The organism is Sphingobium fuliginis, assembly GCF_015074805.1.
In the GTDB taxonomy this organism is placed as follows: domain Bacteria; phylum Pseudomonadota; class Alphaproteobacteria; order Sphingomonadales; family Sphingomonadaceae; genus Sphingobium; species Sphingobium fuliginis.
On the sequence record NZ_CP060035.1, the window covers coordinates 3,029,646 to 3,048,318 of the forward strand.

Annotated in this window: 19 protein-coding genes; 13 read left to right on the plus strand and 6 right to left on the minus strand. The window is 65.7% G+C overall.

Annotated elements, in window-relative coordinates:
- Positions 1–59: 59 nt before the first annotated feature.
- The 9 genes from H5V43_RS14660 to H5V43_RS14700 all read left to right on the plus strand — a co-directional run bounded on the left by H5V43_RS14660 (position 60) and on the right by H5V43_RS14700 (position 5,638).
- Positions 60–434: an endonuclease domain-containing protein gene (locus tag H5V43_RS14660; RefSeq protein ID WP_099185405.1), complete on the plus strand. Its 375-nt coding sequence runs from the start codon at positions 60–62 to the stop codon at positions 432–434.
- Positions 431–886: a hypothetical protein gene (locus H5V43_RS14665; RefSeq protein ID WP_025549781.1), complete on the plus strand. Its 456-nt coding sequence runs from the start codon at positions 431–433 to the stop codon at positions 884–886. Before H5V43_RS14660 ends, H5V43_RS14665 begins: the two co-directional genes overlap by 4 nt.
- Positions 887–889: 3 nt before the next feature.
- Complete coding sequence (gene sufC, locus H5V43_RS14670; RefSeq protein ID WP_025549780.1) at positions 890–1,636, plus strand: Fe-S cluster assembly ATPase SufC; 747 nt, start codon at positions 890–892, stop codon at positions 1,634–1,636.
- Positions 1,637–1,757: 121 nt separating this feature from the next.
- Positions 1,758–2,510 (plus strand): SufD family Fe-S cluster assembly protein, encoded by a 753-nt coding sequence (locus H5V43_RS14675; protein ID WP_025549779.1) that lies wholly within the window; start codon positions 1,758–1,760, stop codon positions 2,508–2,510.
- On the plus strand, positions 2,507–3,727 hold the full coding sequence (locus H5V43_RS14680; RefSeq protein WP_025549778.1) for a cysteine desulfurase: 1,221 nt from the start codon (positions 2,507–2,509) through the stop codon (positions 3,725–3,727). Before H5V43_RS14675 ends, H5V43_RS14680 begins: the two co-directional genes overlap by 4 nt.
- Positions 3,724–4,173 (plus strand): SUF system Fe-S cluster assembly protein, encoded by a 450-nt coding sequence (locus tag H5V43_RS14685; RefSeq protein WP_025549777.1) that lies wholly within the window; start codon positions 3,724–3,726, stop codon positions 4,171–4,173. Before H5V43_RS14680 ends, H5V43_RS14685 begins: the two co-directional genes overlap by 4 nt.
- A gap of 44 nt (positions 4,174–4,217) precedes the next feature.
- Positions 4,218–4,580, plus strand: coding sequence for a HesB/IscA family protein (locus H5V43_RS14690; RefSeq protein WP_025549776.1), 363 nt, complete (start codon positions 4,218–4,220; stop codon positions 4,578–4,580).
- Between the two features lie 14 nt (positions 4,581–4,594).
- Positions 4,595–5,392: a Rossmann-fold NAD(P)-binding domain-containing protein gene (locus H5V43_RS14695; RefSeq protein ID WP_025549775.1), complete on the plus strand. Its 798-nt coding sequence runs from the start codon at positions 4,595–4,597 to the stop codon at positions 5,390–5,392.
- Between the two features lie 90 nt (positions 5,393–5,482).
- Positions 5,483–5,638 (plus strand): hypothetical protein, encoded by a 156-nt coding sequence (locus H5V43_RS14700; protein WP_173664347.1) that lies wholly within the window; start codon positions 5,483–5,485, stop codon positions 5,636–5,638.
- Here H5V43_RS14700 and H5V43_RS14705 read toward each other — a convergent pair.
- Together H5V43_RS14705 and H5V43_RS14710 are read right to left on the minus strand one after the other, a co-directional pair.
- The gene (locus tag H5V43_RS14705; protein WP_025549774.1) at positions 5,635–6,525 is read right to left on the minus strand and encodes a DMT family transporter; all 891 of its coding nucleotides are present in this window, start codon (positions 6,523–6,525) and stop codon (positions 5,635–5,637) included. The two genes, H5V43_RS14700 and H5V43_RS14705, sit on opposite strands and share 4 nt — an antisense overlap.
- Positions 6,522–7,538: a threonine aldolase family protein gene (locus tag H5V43_RS14710; RefSeq protein ID WP_025549773.1), complete on the minus strand. Its 1,017-nt coding sequence runs from the start codon at positions 7,536–7,538 to the stop codon at positions 6,522–6,524. Before H5V43_RS14710 ends, H5V43_RS14705 begins: the two co-directional genes overlap by 4 nt.
- A gap of 152 nt (positions 7,539–7,690) precedes the next feature.
- On the opposite strand from H5V43_RS14710, the gene H5V43_RS14715 reads away from it, so the two are divergent.
- On the plus strand, positions 7,691–8,782 hold the full coding sequence (locus tag H5V43_RS14715; RefSeq protein WP_025549772.1) for a branched-chain amino acid aminotransferase: 1,092 nt from the start codon (positions 7,691–7,693) through the stop codon (positions 8,780–8,782).
- A gap of 180 nt (positions 8,783–8,962) precedes the next feature.
- The gene (locus tag H5V43_RS14720) at positions 8,963–10,171 is read left to right on the plus strand and encodes a UbiH/UbiF/VisC/COQ6 family ubiquinone biosynthesis hydroxylase (protein ID WP_025552316.1); all 1,209 of its coding nucleotides are present in this window, start codon (positions 8,963–8,965) and stop codon (positions 10,169–10,171) included.
- Positions 10,172–10,360: 189 nt separating this feature from the next.
- Here H5V43_RS14720 and H5V43_RS14725 read toward each other — a convergent pair whose 3' ends face one another.
- Both H5V43_RS14725 and acs read right to left on the minus strand, forming a co-directional pair.
- Entirely contained in the window at positions 10,361–10,873 is a 513-nt protein-coding gene (locus H5V43_RS14725) for a cytochrome b (RefSeq protein WP_044660401.1), read from the minus strand.
- A gap of 21 nt (positions 10,874–10,894) precedes the next feature.
- Positions 10,895–12,838 carry an acetate--CoA ligase gene (acs, locus tag H5V43_RS14730; protein WP_193666705.1) on the minus strand — a complete coding sequence of 648 codons (1,944 nt, stop codon included), beginning with the start codon at positions 12,836–12,838 and terminating at the stop codon, positions 10,895–10,897.
- A 181-nt stretch (positions 12,839–13,019) separates the two neighbouring features.
- Here acs and H5V43_RS14735 point away from each other — a divergent pair, with 181 nt between their 5' ends.
- Positions 13,020–13,691 (plus strand): glutathione S-transferase family protein, encoded by a 672-nt coding sequence (locus H5V43_RS14735; protein WP_025551482.1) that lies wholly within the window; start codon positions 13,020–13,022, stop codon positions 13,689–13,691.
- 142 nt (positions 13,692–13,833) lie between these two features.
- Here the strand turns inward: H5V43_RS14735 and H5V43_RS14740 are convergent, their stop codons facing one another.
- On the minus strand, positions 13,834–14,997 hold the full coding sequence (locus H5V43_RS14740; protein WP_025551484.1) for a GGDEF domain-containing protein: 1,164 nt from the start codon (positions 14,995–14,997) through the stop codon (positions 13,834–13,836).
- 77 nt (positions 14,998–15,074) lie between these two features.
- Positions 15,075–15,956: a LysR substrate-binding domain-containing protein gene (locus H5V43_RS14745; RefSeq protein ID WP_025551486.1), complete on the minus strand. Its 882-nt coding sequence runs from the start codon at positions 15,954–15,956 to the stop codon at positions 15,075–15,077.
- 338 nt (positions 15,957–16,294) lie between these two features.
- Here H5V43_RS14745 and H5V43_RS14750 point away from each other — a divergent pair, with 338 nt between their 5' ends.
- The gene (locus H5V43_RS14750) at positions 16,295–18,589 is read left to right on the plus strand and encodes a CDC48 family AAA ATPase (protein WP_025551488.1); all 2,295 of its coding nucleotides are present in this window, start codon (positions 16,295–16,297) and stop codon (positions 18,587–18,589) included.
- Positions 18,590–18,673 lie beyond the last annotated feature (84 nt).

Here is an 18,673-nt window from a genome sequence, read left to right on the forward strand (position 1 = left end):
GCCGGGGGTGGGGGCTATCGGCTGGGCGCCTCGCTCATCCGGATGGTTTTGCTCGCGAAATGCGCCGCGAACCCACCGAACCGGAAAAGCGCCTCTGGGCAAAACTCTCCCGCTCGCAGCTCGGCGGCTATAAATTCCGCCGTCAGTCCGTGATCGGTCCCTTCATCGTCGACTTCCTCTGCTCGCAAAAGGCGCTGATCGTCGAAGTCGATGGCGATACGCATAGGGCAGAAGAGGACAAGGCGCGCGATACGACGCTGAACGCATTGGGCTACCGCATCATCCGTATCGCCAACCATGACGTGATGCAGAATATCGAAGGGGTTTGTGCCGCGATCTTCGGCGCGCTTGAACAGGCGCCGGATCGTTGGGCCAGCCCCCACCCCAACCCCTCCCCTGAAGGGGAGGGGCTTTTAGAGGACCAGGACTCTTGAGCGACGAAGACGATATTCAGGACGCCCTCGCGGATTTCGCGGAGGATGTCGGTAACGGTCAGGCATGGACCGCCGCGATCCGCATCCTGACCGAAGATTATGAGCTGGAAGAGGGCGAGCTTCAGGCCCGCGCCGCCAAGGATTTTGGCGACCTCGACGCCTATCAGGCCGAATGCCGCGCCGCACTGGACAAGGGCGACGCCGCCTTTACCGAGCGCCTCAGGACCGACAAGGCCTTCCACAAGGCCAAGGCCCCCAATCTCGCCCGCATGGGTCCGGTGACGGAGTTCGTGACCGGCGTGCTGGAAAAGGGCGCGCCCGAACCCGGCGCCGACTGGTGGCCCTATATGCCCATCAAGCGGCATATCGACACGCTGTTCCCCGCGCCGGGCGATGTGCGGGACATGGCCTTCTGGACAGCGCGGACGCTCCAGCGCGCGCATAAGGGATAAAAGATGCTGACGATCGACAATCTCACCAACGAAATCGACGGCAAGGCGATCCTGAAAGGCCTGTCGCTCTCCATCAGGGCGGGCGAGATCCACGCGATCATGGGACCGAACGGCGCGGGCAAGTCGACGCTGGCCTATACGCTGGGGGGCCGCCCCCATTATGAGGTCACCGGCGGCACCGCGACCTTCGAGGGCGCGGACCTGTTCGAGATGGAACCGCATGAGCGCGCCGCCGCTGGCCTGTTCCTCGGTTTCCAATATCCGGTCGAGATTCCGGGCGTCTCCAACCTGCAATTCCTGCGCGAGAGCCTCAATTCGCAGCGCAAGGCGCGGGGCGAGGAACCGCTGTCGGGCGGCGAGTTCATCAAGCTCGCCAAGGAAAAGGCGGCTCTGCTGGGCCTCGACATGGAGATGCTGAAGCGCCCGGTGAATGTCGGCTTTTCGGGCGGCGAGAAGAAGCGCGCCGAAATGGTGCAGATGGGCATTCTCGACCCCAGGCTGGCGATACTGGACGAGACCGACTCCGGCCTGGACATCGACGCGCTCAAGATCGTGGGCGCGGGCATCAACGCCATCATGCGCAGGCCCGACAAGGCGGTGCTGCTCATCACCCATTATCAGCGCCTGCTCGACTATGTGAAGCCGGACTTCGTGCATGTGCTGGCGGCGGGACGGATCGTGAAATCGGGCGGTCCCGAACTGGCGCTGGAACTGGAGCGCGAAGGCTATGCCGAGGTGGTTGCGGCATGATGCTTCCCGGTTCCGTTCGTCCTGAGCCTGTCGACCCGGAGGGCGGCAATAGCCAACGGCCTTATTTTTCCTCGAAGAAAGGACTGGGCTCCGACAGGCTCGGTCCGAACGGGTCTATCGAATGAACGCGCTCACCCTTCCCACGCGCAAGGCCGAGGAATGGCGCTACAGCGACCTCGACGCGCTGGCCGCCATCTGGCCGACCCCGGCGCCGACGCGGATCGATGTCGCCGCCGGGGAAAGCGCGCGCCACCATCTGTTGCAGGACGCAGCCGACGGCGCGGCCGCAGTGCATGATTATGTCATCGACATCGCGGACGGCGCGCGCTGCGATTTCCATGTCCTCAATATCGGTGGGAAACTGGGCCGCGTGACCTTCGCCGTCACCCTGGGCAAGGGCAGCCATTTCGAACTGAACGGCGCGATCATCGGCGGCGGCGATCAGGTGCTGGAGATCGTCACCGCCGTTACCCATGCGGAGCCGGACTCGACCAGCGGCCAGACCATCCGCTCCATCCTGGGCCAACGCGCCACCGGCAGCTATCTGGGCAGCATCAACGTCGCTCGCGACGCGCAGCGCACCGACGCCTTCCAGTCGGTCAAGGCCATGCTGCTGGACCGCACCGCCACGGCCAATGCCAAGCCGGAGCTGGAAATCTACGCCGACGATGTGAAATGCGCCCATGGCGCGACCGTAGGCGAACTGGACAGGCAGGCGCTGTTCTACATGGCCAGCCGCGGCATGGACCCGGCGACGGCCAAGACGCTGCTGCTGAAGGCCTTCGTCGCGGGCGTGTTCGACGATGTGGCGGATGAAGCGGTCAAGGACGGCCTTGAAGCCGCCGCCCTCGCCAAGCTGGAGGCACTGGTATGAACGACCTCGCCCAGGCGCTGCGATTGCGCGACGACTTCCCCGGTCTTTTGAATAGTGAGGGGGGCAACTGGCATTATCTCGACAGCGCCGCCACCGCGCAGAAGCCCCATGCGGTGATCGACGCGATCGCCCGCGCCTATGGGCCGGACTACGCCACCGTCCATCGCGGCGTCTATGAGCGTTCCGCCAATATGACGCTCGCCTATGAAGCGGCGCGGCGGAAGGTCGCCAGCTTCATCGGCGCGCAGTCGGACAGCGAAATCGTCTATGTCCGCGGCGCGACCGAGGGCATCAACCTCGTCGCGCAAAGCTGGGCGGGGACGCAGCTCAAAGCCGGCGACCGCATCCTGCTCTCGATGCTGGAACATCACAGCAATATCGTCCCCTGGCAGATCGTGGCCGAGAAAGTCGGCGCGCAGATCGACGTGGTGCCGTTAACGGCCGACGGCAGGATCGACCTCGACGCCATGGCTGCGATGATCACCCCGGCGCACAGGATGGTTGCGCTGGCCCATGTGTCGAACGTGCTGGGCAGCGTGCTCGACGTCCGCCGCGCCGCCGACATCGCGCACAGCGTCGGCGCCAAGATCCTGATCGATGGCTGTCAGGCCGTGCCGCGCCTCGCCGTCGACGTGCAGGCGCTGGACTGCGACTTCTACGTCTTTTCCGCGCACAAGCTCTACGGGCCGACCGGCATCGGCGCGCTCTGGGGGCGGAAGGAACTGCTGGACGCCATGCCTCCCTATCAGGGGGGCGGGTCGATGATCGACAAGGTGACGTTCGAAAAAACCACCTATGCCCCCGCGCCGACGCGGTTCGAAGCGGGCACGCCGCATATCACGGGCGTCGTCGGCCTGTCGGCGGCGATCGACTATGTGCAGGCCATCGGGCTCGACGCGATCCACGCCCATGAATGCGCTTTGGTCGGAAAGGCGCGGACCGCGCTGGAAAGCCTCAACAGCGTCCGCGTCTTCGGGCCGCAGGATAGCGCGGGAATCCTCTCTTTCGAGGTCGAGGGGGTTCATCCGCACGATGTCGGCACCATATTGGACGAAACGGGCGTGGCCATCAGGGCGGGGCATCATTGCGCGCAGCCGCTGATGCGCCATCTGGGCGTCGAGGCGACCGCGCGGGCCAGCTTCGGCATCTATAGCGACGAGGGCGACGTGGACGCGCTGGTCAAAGGGATTGAACGAGTGAGGAAGATCTTCGGATGACCGAGGAACGCAAGATTTTGGTGGAAGAGGTCGCGGCGGTGGAGACCCCACCCAAGGCGCGCGTGGAAGAACCGCGCCAGCGTGACTATCTGGACGGTTTCCTGAACGCCAAGCCGACGGAAACGCCGAAGGGCGAGCCGGGCGGCAGCCTCTACGACGCGATCATCGATGCGCTCAAGGAAATCTACGACCCGGAAATTCCGGTCAATATCTATGATCTGGGCCTCGTCTACGGCGTCGACGTGACGGAGGACGGCCATGCCGTCGTCACCATGACGCTGACCACGCCGCACTGCCCGGTCGCCGAGTCCATGCCGGGCGAAGTCGAACTGCGCGTCGGCGCGGTGCCCGGCGTCGGCGACGCGCAGGTCAACCTGGTCTGGGATCCGCCATGGGACCCGCAGAAAATGTCCGATGAGGCGAAGCTCGAACTGGGGATGTTGTAACACTCTCCCCTCCCGCAGGCGGGAGGAGGGAAGAAGGAACGGAAATGACCGAAACGACGACCAAGACCCGAGCCCGCCCCGCCGCCGTCATCCTGACGCCGAGCGCGGAGCAGCGCATCGCCGACCTGATGAGCCAGGCTCCCGAAGGCACGATCGGCGTCAAGCTTTCGACCCCGCGCCGGGGCTGTTCGGGCCTTGCCTATTCGGTCGACTATGTGAGCGAGGAAGCGAAGTTCGACGAGAAGATCGAGACCCCCGGCGGCACCTTCTACATCGACGGCGCGTCGGTGCTCTATCTGGTCGGGTCGACGATGGACTGGGTGGAGGACGACTTCACCGCCGGTTTCGTCTTCAACAACCCCAATGCCAAGGGGAGCTGCGGCTGCGGCGAGAGCTTCACGGTCTGAGGGAATAGTGTTTCATGCCCCATATGCTCATTCTGGGGCAGGGCTACACCGCTTCCCGCCTGGCTGTCCGCCTTCGCGAAGAAGGCTGGCACGTCACCGGCGTCCGCCGCACCGCCGATGCCGAATCGCTCGCCTTCGATGATGAAGACGCCGTCCGCGCCGCCATCGCGCAGGCCAGCCATATCCTCTCGTCCGTTCCGCCGGAGGGAGATGCTGACCCCGTCCTCAGCCGCTATGGCGCGGCCATCGCCGCCGCGCCCGCGATCTGGACAGGCTATCTCTCCTCCACCGGAGTCTATGGCGATGCGGCGGGCGCATGGGTCGATGAAGCCACCCCTCTCCGTCAGGGTCGCCGTGCCGCACGGGCGCAGGCCGACGCCGACTGGGGGGCGCTTCGCCCCGATGTGCGGCGTTTCCGCCTGCCCGGTATCTACGGCCCCGGCCGTTCGGTGCTGGACCGCGTGCGGGAAGGGCGGGCGCATCGCATCGATCTGCCCGATCAAGTGTTCAGCCGGGCCCATGTCGACGATATCGGCGCGGGCATCGTCGCGTCGATTCATCGGGGACCGCCAGGCATCTACAATCTTTCGGACGACTTGCCCTGCGCGCAGAACCGCCTGATCGAGGAAGCCTGCGCCCTGCTTGGCCAGCCGCTGCCGCCGCTATTGACGCTGGAGGAAGCCCAGCTCACCCCCATGGCCCGGTCCTTCTACGCCGAAAACCGCCGGGTCGCGAACGGTCGGGCCAAGCGCCTGCTCGGTTGGTTCCCCCGCTATCCGACCTACCGCGAGGGCCTGCCCGCCTGCCTTTGACCCGGCCTGCCGCAAAGCCTGATCATCGCTAACGCCTTCTTAACCATCCCTGCCCGATGGCTATCCCGTCAGCTTTCGGGGACTAAAGAGATGGACCGCTTCGATCACGCCTTCACCGCCCTTGGCCAGCGCATCAACAGCCTGTCCCTGCCCGAACGCGCCGCATCCGCGCCTGTCCCGCTCGCTAGCCTGATCGACCGGGTGAACGCGGCGAAGCGGCTATACCAACCGGGCGTCCGCCGTTAAGCCTGCTTGGTTCGCAGCGCCACCACCATCCCGATTATCGCCAGCAGCGCGCCCGCACCCGCCAGCGCCGTCCAGCGATAGCCCTCCACCAGCGTGGAGATCAGCATCGCGATCACCGGGATCAGCACGCTGGTATAGGCGGCGCGCCCCGCGCCCATGCTCTGGATCAGCCGGAAATACAGCGGAAAGGTCACGACCGATCCGGCCAGCCCCAGCCAGGCGATTCCCGCCAGATAGCTCCACCGCGCCTCGATCACCGGCGGCCCGGTCGTAACCCAGGCGAACAGCGCATCCACCCCCGCGCCGATCAGCATCGCCCAGGCCAGCACCGCCACCATCGGCAGCCGCCGGGCGATCTCCATCCCCTGCATGACATTGGCGGCGGACGCGCTCAGCAGCCCCGCAACGGAGAAAGCGGCTCCCAGAATCACCATGTCCGGCTGCACGCTCGCGGCGCGATATTCATGCGCCAGCATCAGCGCGATCCCCGCCACCGCCACCACCGATCCGGCGATGAAAGCCCGGCTCACCGGCTGGCGGAAGAAGAGGAAGGCAAGGACGCTGTTGGGGATCAGCAGCATCGCATAGACCACCGCCACCACGCCCGATGTCAGAAAATGCTCGGCGCGGTAGACGAAGTTGAAGTTCATCACGAACTGCGCCACGCCCAGCAGGCCCGCAAAGACAAGCCCCCTGCCGCCGATGCTGAGCGGCACGCCGCGCAGCCGGGCGAAGATCGCCATCGCCACCCCGGCCAGCAGGAAGCGGTAACAGACCGACCAGCTTGGCGGCACGCTGCCTAGCTGGTCGCGGATGACGATCCAGGTCGAACTCCAGATCAGCGTGACGAGGATGAAGGGCAGGACGACGCCCTTGCCTTGCCTCATCCCTTCAACGCCCTCAGCGCATCGGCCAGAGGCTGCACGCTGGCGGCGTCCTGCGACCAGTTGGTGACGAGCCGCGCCGCATCCGCGCCCCAATCGTAGAAATCGAAGCCCTGCGCCCGCAACTGCGCCCTTTCCGCTTCGGTGAGCCGCACGAACAGCTCATTGGCCTCGACCGGATGCATCAGCCGACCCGCCGCGCCCTCCGCCAGCGCCCGGGCCGCCGCATTGGCCGCCCGCGCATTGCGCAGCCAGAGGTCGCCCTCGACCATCGCCAGCGCCTGCGCCGCGAGATAGCGCCCCTTGGAGATGAGATGCCCCGCCCGCTTGCGCCAACGCGCCGCTTCGGCCGCCCGCGCCTCCGCCCGGTCCCCGAAAAAGACCAGAGCCTCCCCGATCATCCCGCCATTTTTGACGCAGCCGAAGGAGAGTATGTCGACGCCCGCCCGCCAGGTCACATCGCCCGGATGGCAGCCCAGATGCGCCACCGCATTGGCGAAGCGCGCCCCGTCCATGTGGAAACCCAGCCCATATTCCCGCGCCAGAGCACCCAGCGCCGCCACCTCCTCGGGACTACAGGCCAGCCCATATTCGGTCGCCTGGGTGATGCTGATCGCCCGCGCGGGCACCTGATGCACATCGGGGCGGATCGCCTTCAGCCGCTCGGTCACGGCATCGGGCGACAGTTTCGCGCCCGCGCCGGGCAGCGCCATCAGGCTCGCCCCATGGGTGTAGAAGCCGGGCGCGCCGCATTCGTCGACGACGATATGCGCCTCCTCATGGCAGATCACGCCGCCATAGGGCGGGCAGAGGCAGGCCAGCGCGATGCTGTTCGCCGCCGTGCCCGTCGCGATCCACAGCGCCACCGCCTGCGTCCCGAACAGGTCGGAAAAGGCGCCGTTCAGCCGGGCGCTCCAGCCATCGCCGTCATAGCCATGGTCGGCATGGTCAGCGGCCGCGATGGCCGCCATCACCTCCGGACAGACCGGCGTCGCATTGTCGGAAAAAAAGTGCATGGCGCAGCGATAGCCCCGCCGCGCTCCAGCGCCAAGATGCCACCCCCATCGGATCGGCTATGGGCGGCTACATGGGTCAGCAATATTGACCGTTTGTTTCGCGCCGCCATCTGTGACATAGGCGGCGCGTCCAACCCAAAGGAGTTTTCGTCATGGACGTCCAGCAGACATCGCGCTTCACCGTCACCCGCAGCAGCAAGGCTGTGTCGGCTGACCAGCGCGCGGTATTGCTGGCGGACCCCGGCTTCGGGAAGCTCTTCACCGACCATATGGTGACGATTCGCTATACGGAAGGGCAGGGCTGGCACAGCCACGCCATCGGCCCCCGCGAACCCTTCCAGCTCGATCCGGCCTGTGCCGTGCTGCACTATGCGCAGGAAATTTTCGAAGGGATGAAGGCCTATCGTCTGGAGGACGGCAGCATCGCCATGTTCCGGCCGGAGGAAAATGCGCGCCGCTTCGCTGAGTCGGCCGAGCGCATGGCCATGCCCGCTTTGCCGGAAGACCTTTTCCTGGAGGCGGTCGAGGAACTGGTGAAGATCGACGCCGACTGGATTCCGGGCGGGGAGGGCAGCCTGTACCTGCGCCCCTTCATGTTCGCGAGCGAGACCTTCCTGGGCGTGCGCCCGGCGAACGAATATATTTTCTGCGTCATCGCCTCGCCCGCCGGCGCCTATTTCAAGGGCGGGAAGAAGGCGGTCACGCTCTGGGTGTCGGAACATTTCACCCGCGCGGCGCGCGGCGGCACTGGCGCTGCGAAATGCGGCGGCAATTACGCCGCCTCGCTGGTGGCGCAGAAGGAAGCGATCCAGCATGGCTGCGACCAGGTCGTCTTCCTCGACGCCGCGGAGAACAAGTGGGTCGAGGAACTGGGCGGCATGAACGTCTTCTTCGTGATGGACGACGGGTCGATCGTCACCCCGCCGCTGTCCGGCACGATCCTGCCGGGCATCACCCGCAACAGCATCCTCTCGCTCGCCCGCGCCAAGGGGCATGAAGTGCGCGAGGAACCCTACAGCTTCGCCCAGTGGCGCGCCGACGCCGCCAGCGGCAAGCTGCGGGAGGCCTTCGCCTGCGGCACGGCAGCGGTCGTGACGGCCATCGGCACGGTCAAGAGCGTCGATGGCGACTTTACCATCGGCAATGGCGACGGCGGCATCGTGACCGAAGCGCTGCGCGCCGACCTCACCGGCATCCAGCGCGGCACGGTGGCCGATCCGGCGAACTGGGTGCGGAAGCTGTAACGGATCAACATACCCCTCCTCCGTTCGGGCTGAGCCTGTCGAAGCCCTTCACCTTTTCAAAGAAAGTGGAGCCGTTGGCTATCGCCGCCCTTCGGGTCGACAAGCTCAGGGCGAACGGAGGAGAGGGGAGGCGTTTTGTCGCCCTTCCCATTCCTGGCCCAAGCGCCTAGAACTCCCGCCATGCAACGCTTCGACGTCGTCATTCTGGGCGGTGGCCTTGTCGGCCTGACCCTCGGCATCGCGCTTTCCGGCCATGGCGTGCGCTGCGCCGTGATCGATCCCGCCAATCCGGTGGAGACCACCGCCGCCGGTTTCGACGGGCGGGTTTCGGCCATCAGTTCCACCAGTTTCGCCATGCTGTCGGCCATAGGCGTGGCCGATCATCTGGACGGCAAGGGTTGCCCCATCGACCGCATCTGGGTCAGCGACGGGCTGGAGCCGGGCGCGCTCGACTTCGCGCCGGATGCGGATGACGGCGTGATGGGGATCATGTTCCCCAATCGCGACCTGCGCGTCGCCCTGGCGCAGACGGCAGAAAAGGCGGACAATCTCACCCGCTTCCAGCCCGACCGGGCGCTGCATGTCGACCGCAACGCCGACGGCGTGACGCTGACCCTGGCCAGCGGCGAAACCCTCCACGGCGCGCTGCTGGTCGCGGCGGAGGGCCGCAACAGCCCGACCCGGGAGGCGGCGGGCATCCGCACCACGCGCTGGAACTACAAGCATGTCGCGATGGTGACGGCCATCGACCATGCCGTGCCGCACGCCAACACGGCCTATGAGATATTCTACCCCGGCGGCCCTTTCGCGCTGCTGCCGATGCTGCCGGGCACCCGTTCGGCCATCGTCTGGACCGTGCCGACCGAGCAGGCTCCCGCCATGCTCAAGCTGTCCGAACGGGCCTGGCTGGCGGAGGCGCAGAAGCGCATGGGCGGCTTCCTGGGCGAGATCGCGCTGGCCGGGCCGCGCTCCAGCTATCCGCTTGGGTTCCACCATGCGGCGCGGATCACCGACACGCGGCTCGCGCTGGTGGGCGACAGCGCCCATGCGATCCACCCGATTGCGGGGCAGGGCCTGAACCTCGGCTTCCGCGATGTCGCCGCGCTGGTGGAGGTGCTGGTGGAGGGCATGCGGCTCGGCCTCGATCCGGGCGACGCGCAATTGCTCGCCCGCTATCAGCGCTGGCGCGGTCTGGACGCGATGATGACCAGCGTGGCGATGGACGGGCTGGTCCGGCTGTTCGACGTGCCGGGGCGCATTCCCTCGCTGGTCCGCCGCGCCGGGCTGGCGGCGGTGCAGCGCACGTCGCTGCTCAAGAACCGCTTCATGGCGGAGGCGCGGGGACAATCCGGCGCGCTGCCGCGCCTGCTGACGGGCGAGATGGTGTAGCTATGAGGCTGTTTCTGGCCAATCCAAGACATTCCCCTCCCGTAAACGGGAGGGGTTAGGGGTGGGCGCGAGCGTAGCGAGCTTCTGACTTAGCCGTTGCAAAACAGCGCTGATGTCGCGCCAGCCCACCCCCAAACCCCTCCCGCCTGCGGGAGGGGAATGTCCTGATTCCACCCCTCCATACACCGATCAGACCATCCGCCGCAGCACGCCATCCTTCAATATGAAATGATGCCGCATCGCCGCCAGCCCGTGCAGGATGAGCAACGCCACCCAGACGAAGCCCAGAACCTCATGCGCCTCGCCTGAAATGCCGACGATCGCATCGCCCTTCGCCACCGCGAATTTGGGCACGTCGAACAGGAAGAACCAGTTCAGGGGCCGGTCGCCGGCGGACGTCATGACCCATCCGGTCAGCGGCAGAACCAGCATGAACGCGTAAAAGGCGAAATGCGTGAGATGCGCCGCCCCCTTTTCCCATGCGGGCATTTCGGCTGGCAGCGGCGGGGCGCTGCGCGTGAAGCGCCACATTATGCGCGCGACCGTGAGGGCCAGCACGGTCAGCCCGATCGACTTGTGGACGGGCATCACCTTCCACTCCCTGGGCAGCGCGTCATGCGCGAAGCCCAGGAAGAGGTTGAACAGGATGAGGATCGCCATGATCCAGTGCAGCGCGCGCGCAACGTGACTGTAGCGATCCATCCCATACTCCTGCCTGGCTTCTTACCCCTGACGATTGGCGACCAGATTATCCACCACCGACGGGTCGGCAAGTGTACTAATGTCCCCCAGCGCCTGGGCCGACACCTCGCCCTCCGCGATCTTGCGCAGGATGCGGCGCATGATCTTGCCCGAACGGGTCTTGGGCAGGCCGGGGGCGAACTGGATCACGTCGGGCGTCGCGATCGGCCCGATCTCGCTGCGCACCCATTTCACCAGCGTCTGGCGCAGTTCGTCGGTCGCTTCCTCGCCGCTGTTCAGCGTCACATAGGCGTAGATGCCCTGTCCCTTGATGTCGTGCGGGAAGCCGACCACCGCCGCTTCCGCCACCGCCTCGTGCAGCACCAGCGCGCTTTCCACCTCCGTCGTGCCCATGCGATGGCCCGACACGTTGATCACGTCGTCGACGCGGCCCGTGATCCAGTAATAGCCGTCCTCGTCCCGCCGCGCCCCGTCGCCGGTCGTATATTTGCCGGGAAAGGTCGTGAAATAGGTCTGGAAGAAACGCTCATGATCGCCCCAGACGGTGCGCATCTGGCCCGGCCAGCTTTGCGCGATGACCAGATTGCCCTCGGCCGCGCCGTCCAGCACATGGCCCTCCGCATCGACGATCTGCGGCACCACGCCCGGCATCGGCAGCGTTGCGGAACCGGGCTTCAGGTCCGTCGCGCCCGGCATCGGCGCGATCATCGCCCCGCCCGTCTCGGTCTGCCACCAGGTATCGATGATCGGGCAGCGATCCTCGCCCACGACATGATGGTACCAGCGCCAGGCTTCGGGATTGATCGGCTCGCCCACCGTGCCCAGCAGGCGCAGCGACTGGCGGCTGGTCGAATGCACGAACTCGTCCCCCTCCTTCATCAGCGCGCGCAGCGCCGTGGGAGCGGTGAAGATGGTCTGCACCTGATGCCGGTCCACGACCTCCCAGATGCGGCTGGGCGTCGGATAGTTGGGCACGCCCTCATAGATCAGCGTCGTCGCCCCGTTCGCCAGCGGGCCATAGACGATATAGCTGTGTCCCGTGACCCAGCCGATGTCCGCCGCGCACCAATAGATGTCGCCGGGCCGGTAGTCGAAGCACAGCTCATGGGTCAGGCTGGCCCAGAGCAGATAGCCGCCGGTCGTGTGCAGCACGCCCTTGGGCTTGCCCGTCGAACCCGATGTGTAGAGGATGAACAGCGGATCTTCCGCGTTCATCGGCTCGGGCGCGCAATCCGCGGACACCTTGGCCGCCTCCTCATGCAGCCACAGGTCGCGGTCCTCGGCCATGGCGACAGCCCCACCGGTCGCCCGGACGACGATCACCTTGCGGACGCTGGTGCATAATTTCAGCGCCGCGTCGACATTGGTCTTGAGCGGCACTTGCCTGCCCGCGCGGCACCCCTCGTCGGCGGTGATCACCAGCGTGGAATCGCAGTCGATGATCCGTCCCGCCAGCGCCTCCGGCGAAAAACCGCCGAACACGACGCTGTGGATCGCGCCGATCCGCGCGCAGGCGAGCAGGGCGAAGGCGGCTTCCGGGATCATCGGCATATAGACGGTGATCCGCTCGCCCTTCTTCGCCCCTGCGGCCTTCAGCACATTGGCGAAGCGGCAGACCTCCTCATGCACCTCGGCATAGGTGTAGCGGCGCGGCTGCGCGTCCGGCGAATCCGGTTCCCAGATGATCGCGGTCTGGTCGCCGCGTTCGGCCAGATGCCGGTCGATGCAGTTGACGCTGACGTTCAGCACGCCGTCGGCAAACCATTTCACCCCGAAATCGGCTTCGTGGAAGCTGCTCTCATTGGTTTTCGTGGGAAAGTTCACCCAATCCAGCCGCTTCGCCTGCTCCAGCCAATAGGCGTCGGCGGCATCGATGGACCGTCGATAGTCCGCCGCCCGTCCGTCCCGGTCGAACAGGGCGGAAGACGCCCATTCGGCAGGAACCGGGAAAAAATCGTCAGACATGCAGCATCCTTTCCTTCACGAAACCATCGCTTGGCGTCCTCCTAGAACCAAGCCGCGGCGACAGGAAGACAGGATCGTTCTTCCCCGACCACAGTTTCCGCTCATGTCGCACCGGATTTAAGCAGGATCATGCCATTTGCCGCTTTTCGCATGAGCCGGCTCGGCCTAACAGGAAGGGAATATGTGGCAACTTTTCCAATTTCCGCTCTGTCCATTCTCACGCAAGGTCCGTCTGCTGCTCGGTGAAAAGGGCGTGGGCTACGACCTGGTGCGCGAATCGCCCTGGGAAGCGCGCGACGAGTTCCTCGATCTCAATCCCGCCGGCACGACGCCGGTGATGGTGGATCAGGAAAAGGGCGTGACCCTGATCGACAGTCAGGCGATCTGCGAATATTTCGAGGAGACGGTGGAGAAATTCCCGCTGATCTCCGGCACCGCCGCGGGCCGGGCGGAGGTGCGGCGGCTGACCGCCTTCTTCGACCAGAATTTCTACGGCGACGTCGTCGGCCCGCTCCTGCATGAACGGATGAAGAAGCGCCTGATAGAGCGCGCGCCGCCCGATGCCCGCGTGCTGCGGGAAGCGATGAAGCGCGCCAATGTCCATATGGATTACATGGACTATCTGCTCGACCATCGCGCCTGGATGGCGGGTGGAACGCTAAGCCTGGCGGACATCGCCGCCGCCGCGCATCTTTCGGTGGCGGATTATCTGGGCGGCATCGACTGGGCCGGGCATGAGACGGTGAAGCGCTGGTATGCGGGCTTCAAGTCGCGCCCTTCCTTCCGGCCCCTTCTGTCGGAGCGGATGGAGGTGATCACCCCGCCGCCCCATTATGAAAAGCCGGATTTTTAATATGGACATTCCCCTCCCGCAAGCGGGAGGGGTCAGGGGTGGGCGCGAGCGCAGCGAGCTTCCAGCCTGGAGGTAGAGAACCGCCGCCGATGTCGCGCCAGCCCGCCCTCCGACCCCCGCTTGCAGGAGGGGGAGGTGGGGGTCAATCCAGCTCCGCGGCCAGATATACCCGGTTCCGGCCATGCTCCTTGGCCAGGTAGAGCGCGCGGTCCGCCGCCTTCAGCGCAGCGCGCGGGTCTTCATAGGCCAGCACATTGGCGACCCCGGCGGAAAAGCTGACCCGCTCCATCCGTTCGCCATTGGCCCGGTTGACCAGGCTGCGGGTGGACAGGTCCTGCCGCACGCTGTCCACCGCTTCGCATGCCTCGGCGGCGGTCTTGCCCCGGAACAGCATGACGAATTCCTCGCCGCCATGGCGCGCGACATGGCATTGGTCGTTGCTGACCTTGGACAGCAATCCCGCCACGAATTTCAGCACCCGGTCGCCGGTATCATGGCCATGGGTATCGTTGATCAGCTTGAAATGATCGATGTCGCAAAAGGCGACGGCCAGTTGCTGCCCTTCCTTCTGCGCCTGCGCCAGTTCCTCGCGCAGCGTGCCTTCGAAGGCGCGGCGATTGGGCAGGCCGGTCAGATGGTCGTGCTCGGCGGCGCGGCGCGCGCTTTCCAGATTGGATTTCAGAAGCTGCGTCTGCTTCTGATTGTCGCGAAGCTGGCTTTCGACCTGCCGGGTCTTTTCCACCATGGATCGGGTCAGCGCCACCAGGCGCGCCAGCACCGGCTGGTTGTCGGAACCGGCGGCCAGGCCCTTCACCTCTTCCTGCAACGCCGCGCCATAATCCTTGGCTGAATTGCGCGATTCGGTCATCAGCCCGGTGAATTGCGACAGATTCTCCTCGACCTTGTCGAGCATCGAGGCAAGCGCTTCGGGCGTGACCTCGTCGTTGCGCTGTTCGGCGGCGACATTCTCGACCCAGCCATTGGTGATCTTGCCGCGTTCGGCCAGCACCGCTTTCACGGCCTTTTCCACGCCGATATGCGATCCGGTCAGATAATCATGGGCGACGCCGAAATTGAGCGGCGTCAGGTCCAGGTCATGGGCGAACAGGAAATCGCCTATGTCCTCGTACAGCTTGCGCCGCTGGACGATTTCCCGGCTGGAAGCGCTGCCGTGCCGGGCGCGTTGCGGCTGCTCCGGCTCGTCCATGGCCTCGTCGTCGGTCTTGCCTGACAGGCCTCTGGCCCAGCGGGCCAGGCGGTCGGTCAGACCATGTTGCGCGTTTGCGGAAGATGATGCCCCAGTCATGTCCGCTAGAACGACCGGCGATAAACAAGGTTAAGGACGTGCCAAGCGAAAAGACGCAAGGCGTTGATCGTCCTCGATTATATGTCCGCGCCGATCAGCCAGTCGCGGAAAATCCGCACCGCCCGGGTCTGCAGCGCGCGCGGCCGGCAGACGAAGAAATAGCGATAGGGGCTTTCGACCCGATTTTCCGGGAACAGCCGGACCAGCCGGGAATCCTGCGCTTCATTATAGTGGCTGGCGTGCATCACGGCGATGCCGAGCCCCTGCGCCGCCGCCTCCAGCATCAACTGGCCGGAATCATAATTGTCGATCGCCAGCGGTTGCAGGTCGGGCAGGTGCACCGCTTCCTTCCACGCCTCGAAGGCGAGCGCCATGTCGCGATGCAGCAGCACCGTATGATTGGCCAGCTCCTGCGGGGCGGTCAGCGCATTGGGCGCCTCCAGCAACGCCTTGCGCCCGATCAGATAGACCTCGTCATGGTCCAGCTCATGGGCGTAGAGCGCGGGATCGATGTCCTTCGCCAGCACGATCGCCGCGTCCAGCCCTTCGCCCAGCCGCGCCACGGCATAAGGGGTGGTCTCGATGTCGATATGAAGCTGCGGATGCCGCTGCCGAAGGGCGCCCAGATGCGGGAACAGCCTTTGCGTCGCGAACAGCGGCATGACCGCCAGCCGCAGCCGCAACTGGTTTCCGCCGCTCTGGATATTCTCCAGCGCCTGGCTCAGGGAATCGAGCGCCGGCGCGATGTCGTCCAGCAGGCGCTGCCCGTCGGCATTGATTTCCAGCGCCTGATGCTTGCGGTCGAACAGGGGCCGGCCGATGAACCGTTCCAGCGCCTGCACCCGCCGGCTGAGCGCGGGCGTCGAGAGCGCGAGTTCCTCCGCCGCCGCCTTGACCGATCCAAGGCGGGCGACCTGAACGAAGGCCTCCAGGGCCGTAAGGGGCGGCAATCTACGCATAAACCGTCATGTTCATCTGGCCGGTCCGCTGCGACGCATCATTGCTTCTTCTGGAACGGCGCGCAAACCGGCTTCAAGCATCCTTATTCCACTGAGCAGGAAAAAAGGGCAGTTGGCAAGATGCAAAAATTGCAACTCCTCGATTCTTTTCGCACTTGCGAAAATACATCCCGCACTGCACATAGGAAAGGCCTTTCAGGCATCCTCTCCTATAAACTTTCCGGGCTGGCCTTCGGGCCGGCCCTTTTTTTATTCGTTTCGGGGCTCGCCATGGCCCCTTTCCCTCAGCCGCGACGTTCCCTATCTCGTTACGCAGCGAACAGAACGGGGAAGGCGAAGTGGCCGAAGAAGAAACCGCAGGACGCAGGATACAGGTGGCCAACGCGCGGCCAGAGGATGCGGGGCGCGGCCTTGCCCGCCTTCCTCTGGCGGTCATGGCGGAACTCCACCTTGCTGAAGGCGATGTGGTGGAGATCGCGGGCAAGCGGTCGACCCCCGCGCGGGTGGTCCGGCCCTATAAGGAGGATGAGGGGCTGGATGTCCTTCGCCTCGACGGGCTTCAGCGCGCCAATGCCGGCGTCGGATCGGGCGACTTCGTGATCATCCGGAAGGTCGATCCCCGGCCTGCCCAGCGGGTCGTCTTCGCGCCTGCACAAAATAACCTGCGGTTGCAGGGCAATCCGGAGGCGCTGAAGCGCGTTTTCTTCCAGCGGCCGCTCGCCTCTGGCGATGTCGTCGCAACTGCGGGACAGCAACAGGTGCCGCCCGGCGACATGCCGCCCCAGTTGCGCCAGATGCTGGCCGCCCCGGCTTATGCCCTGCAGGAAATCCGCCTGGTCGTGGTGTCGACCGTGCCCAAGGGCATCGTCCATATCGACGCCGACACGGAAGTGGAACTGCGCGCCGAATATGAGGAGCCCCGCGAATCCCGCCGCGCCGACGTCACCTATGACGATGTCGGCGGCATGGCCGAAGCCATCGACCAGCTGCGGGAAATGGTGGAATTGCCGCTGCGCTATCCCGAACTGTTCGAGCGGCTGGGCGTGGACCCGCCCAAGGGCGTGCTGCTCCACGGCCCGCCGGGCACCGGCAAGACCCGGCTGGCCCGCGCCGTCGCCAATGAATCGGAAGCGGAATTCTTCCTGATCAACGGGCCGGAGATCATGGGTTCGGCCTATGGCGAGTCGGAAAAGCAGCTCCGCGAGATTTTCGAGGCGGCCGCCAAGTCGGCACCGTCGATCCTCTTCATCGACGAGATCGATTCCATCGCGCCCAAGCGCGGCAATGTGACCGGGGAGACGGAAAAGCGCCTCGTCGCGCAATTGCTGACGCTGATGGACGGGCTGGAGCCGCGCACCAATCTGGTCGTCATCGCCGCCACCAACCGGCCGGAAGCGATAGACGAGGCGCTGCGCCGCCCCGGCCGTTTCGACCGGGAAATCATCGTCGGCGTGCCTGACGAGCGCGGACGACGGGAGATATTGGGCATCCACACTCGCGGTATGCCGCTCGCCGACGGCGTGGATCTGGGCGAACTGGCGCGCATGACCTACGGCTTTGTCGGTGCGGATCTGGCGGCGCTGACCCGCGAGGCGGCGATCGAGACCGTGCGCCGCTTCATGCCCCGGCTCAATCTGGAGGAGGGAACGATCCCGCCTGACGTGCTGGAGGAACTGTCCGTCGCGCGCGACGACTTCATGGCCGCGATCAAGCGCGTCCAGCCCTCCGCCATGCGGGAGGTGATGGTGCAGGCGCCCAATATCGGCTGGGCCGACATCGGCGGCCTGGACGAAGCGCAGATGCGCCTCAAGGAAGGGGTGGAACTGCCGCTCAAGGACCCTGACGCCTTTCGCCGCATCGGCATCCGCCCGGCCAAGGGCTTCCTGCTCTACGGCCCGCCCGGCACCGGCAAGACGCTGCTGGCGAAGGCCGTGGCGCGGGAAGCGCAGGCCAATTTCATCGCCACCAAATCGTCCGACCTGCTCAGCAAATGGTATGGGGAGAGCGAGCAGCAGATCGCCCGCCTCTTCGCCCGCGCGCGGCAGGTGGCGCCGACGGTCATCTTCATCGATGAACTGGACAGCCTGGTTCCGGCGCGCGGCGGCGGCCTTGGCGAACCGCAGGTGACGGAGCGGGTGGTGAACACCATCCTGGCCGAGATGGACGGGCTGGAGGAATTGCAGTCCGTCGTCGTCATCGGCGCGACCAATCGCCCGACGCTGATCGATCCGGCGCTGCTGCGGCCGGGCCGGTTCGACGAGCTGATCTATGTCCCCGTGCCCGATCAGGCGGGGCGCAGGCGCATCCTGTCCATTCACACGGGCAAGATGCCGCTTGCCGAGGACGTCGATCTGGATGCGCTGGCGGAGCGCACGGAACGGTTCACCGGGGCCGATCTGGAGGATCTGGTCCGCCGCGCCGGCCTGGTCGCGCTGCGCCAGTCGCTGTCGGTCGACAAGGTCACACAGGCGCATTTCGAAGCAGCGCTGGAGGATACCCGCGCCTCCGTCACGCCCGAAATGGAGCGGGAATATGAGCAGATCCAGGCAACGCTGAAGCAGAGCGTGATGCAGATCGATCCCATCGGCTTCGTGTCGCCCGGCATGTTGCGGGCGCGCGCCAGGACTGAATGAAGAGACATGCTCCCGCGAAGGCGGGAACCCGGTTCCGCCGTTTGAACCGGGTTCCCGAAAGGCATCCTGTCCTGTTGAACGCCT

Excerpts from the sequence above, each read along its gene's own strand:
- H5V43_RS14660 (WP_099185405.1), top strand. The coding sequence starts at position 60 with ATGCGCCGCGAACCCACCGAACCGGAAAAGCGCCTCTGGGCAAAACTC.
- sufC (WP_025549780.1), top strand. The coding sequence starts at position 890 with ATGCTGACGATCGACAATCTCACCAACGAAATCGACGGCAAGGCGATC.
- H5V43_RS14675 (WP_025549779.1), top strand. The coding sequence starts at position 1,758 with ATGAACGCGCTCACCCTTCCCACGCGCAAGGCCGAGGAATGGCGCTAC.
- H5V43_RS14680 (WP_025549778.1), top strand. The coding sequence starts at position 2,507 with ATGAACGACCTCGCCCAGGCGCTGCGATTGCGCGACGACTTCCCCGGT.
- H5V43_RS14685 (WP_025549777.1), top strand. The coding sequence starts at position 3,724 with ATGACCGAGGAACGCAAGATTTTGGTGGAAGAGGTCGCGGCGGTGGAG.
- H5V43_RS14690 (WP_025549776.1), top strand. The coding sequence starts at position 4,218 with ATGACCGAAACGACGACCAAGACCCGAGCCCGCCCCGCCGCCGTCATC.
- H5V43_RS14695 (WP_025549775.1), top strand. The coding sequence starts at position 4,595 with ATGCCCCATATGCTCATTCTGGGGCAGGGCTACACCGCTTCCCGCCTG.
- H5V43_RS14700 (WP_173664347.1), top strand. The coding sequence starts at position 5,483 with ATGGACCGCTTCGATCACGCCTTCACCGCCCTTGGCCAGCGCATCAAC.
- H5V43_RS14705 (WP_025549774.1), bottom strand. The coding sequence starts at position 6,525 with ATGAGGCAAGGCAAGGGCGTCGTCCTGCCCTTCATCCTCGTCACGCTG.
- H5V43_RS14710 (WP_025549773.1), bottom strand. The coding sequence starts at position 7,538 with ATGCACTTTTTTTCCGACAATGCGACGCCGGTCTGTCCGGAGGTGATG.
- H5V43_RS14715 (WP_025549772.1), top strand. The coding sequence starts at position 7,691 with ATGGACGTCCAGCAGACATCGCGCTTCACCGTCACCCGCAGCAGCAAG.
- H5V43_RS14720 (WP_025552316.1), top strand. The coding sequence starts at position 8,963 with ATGCAACGCTTCGACGTCGTCATTCTGGGCGGTGGCCTTGTCGGCCTG.
- H5V43_RS14725 (WP_044660401.1), bottom strand. The coding sequence starts at position 10,873 with ATGGATCGCTACAGTCACGTTGCGCGCGCGCTGCACTGGATCATGGCG.
- acs (WP_193666705.1), bottom strand. The coding sequence starts at position 12,838 with ATGTCTGACGATTTTTTCCCGGTTCCTGCCGAATGGGCGTCTTCCGCC.
- H5V43_RS14735 (WP_025551482.1), top strand. The coding sequence starts at position 13,020 with ATGTGGCAACTTTTCCAATTTCCGCTCTGTCCATTCTCACGCAAGGTC.
- H5V43_RS14740 (WP_025551484.1), bottom strand. The coding sequence starts at position 14,997 with ATGACTGGGGCATCATCTTCCGCAAACGCGCAACATGGTCTGACCGAC.
- H5V43_RS14745 (WP_025551486.1), bottom strand. The coding sequence starts at position 15,956 with ATGCGTAGATTGCCGCCCCTTACGGCCCTGGAGGCCTTCGTTCAGGTC.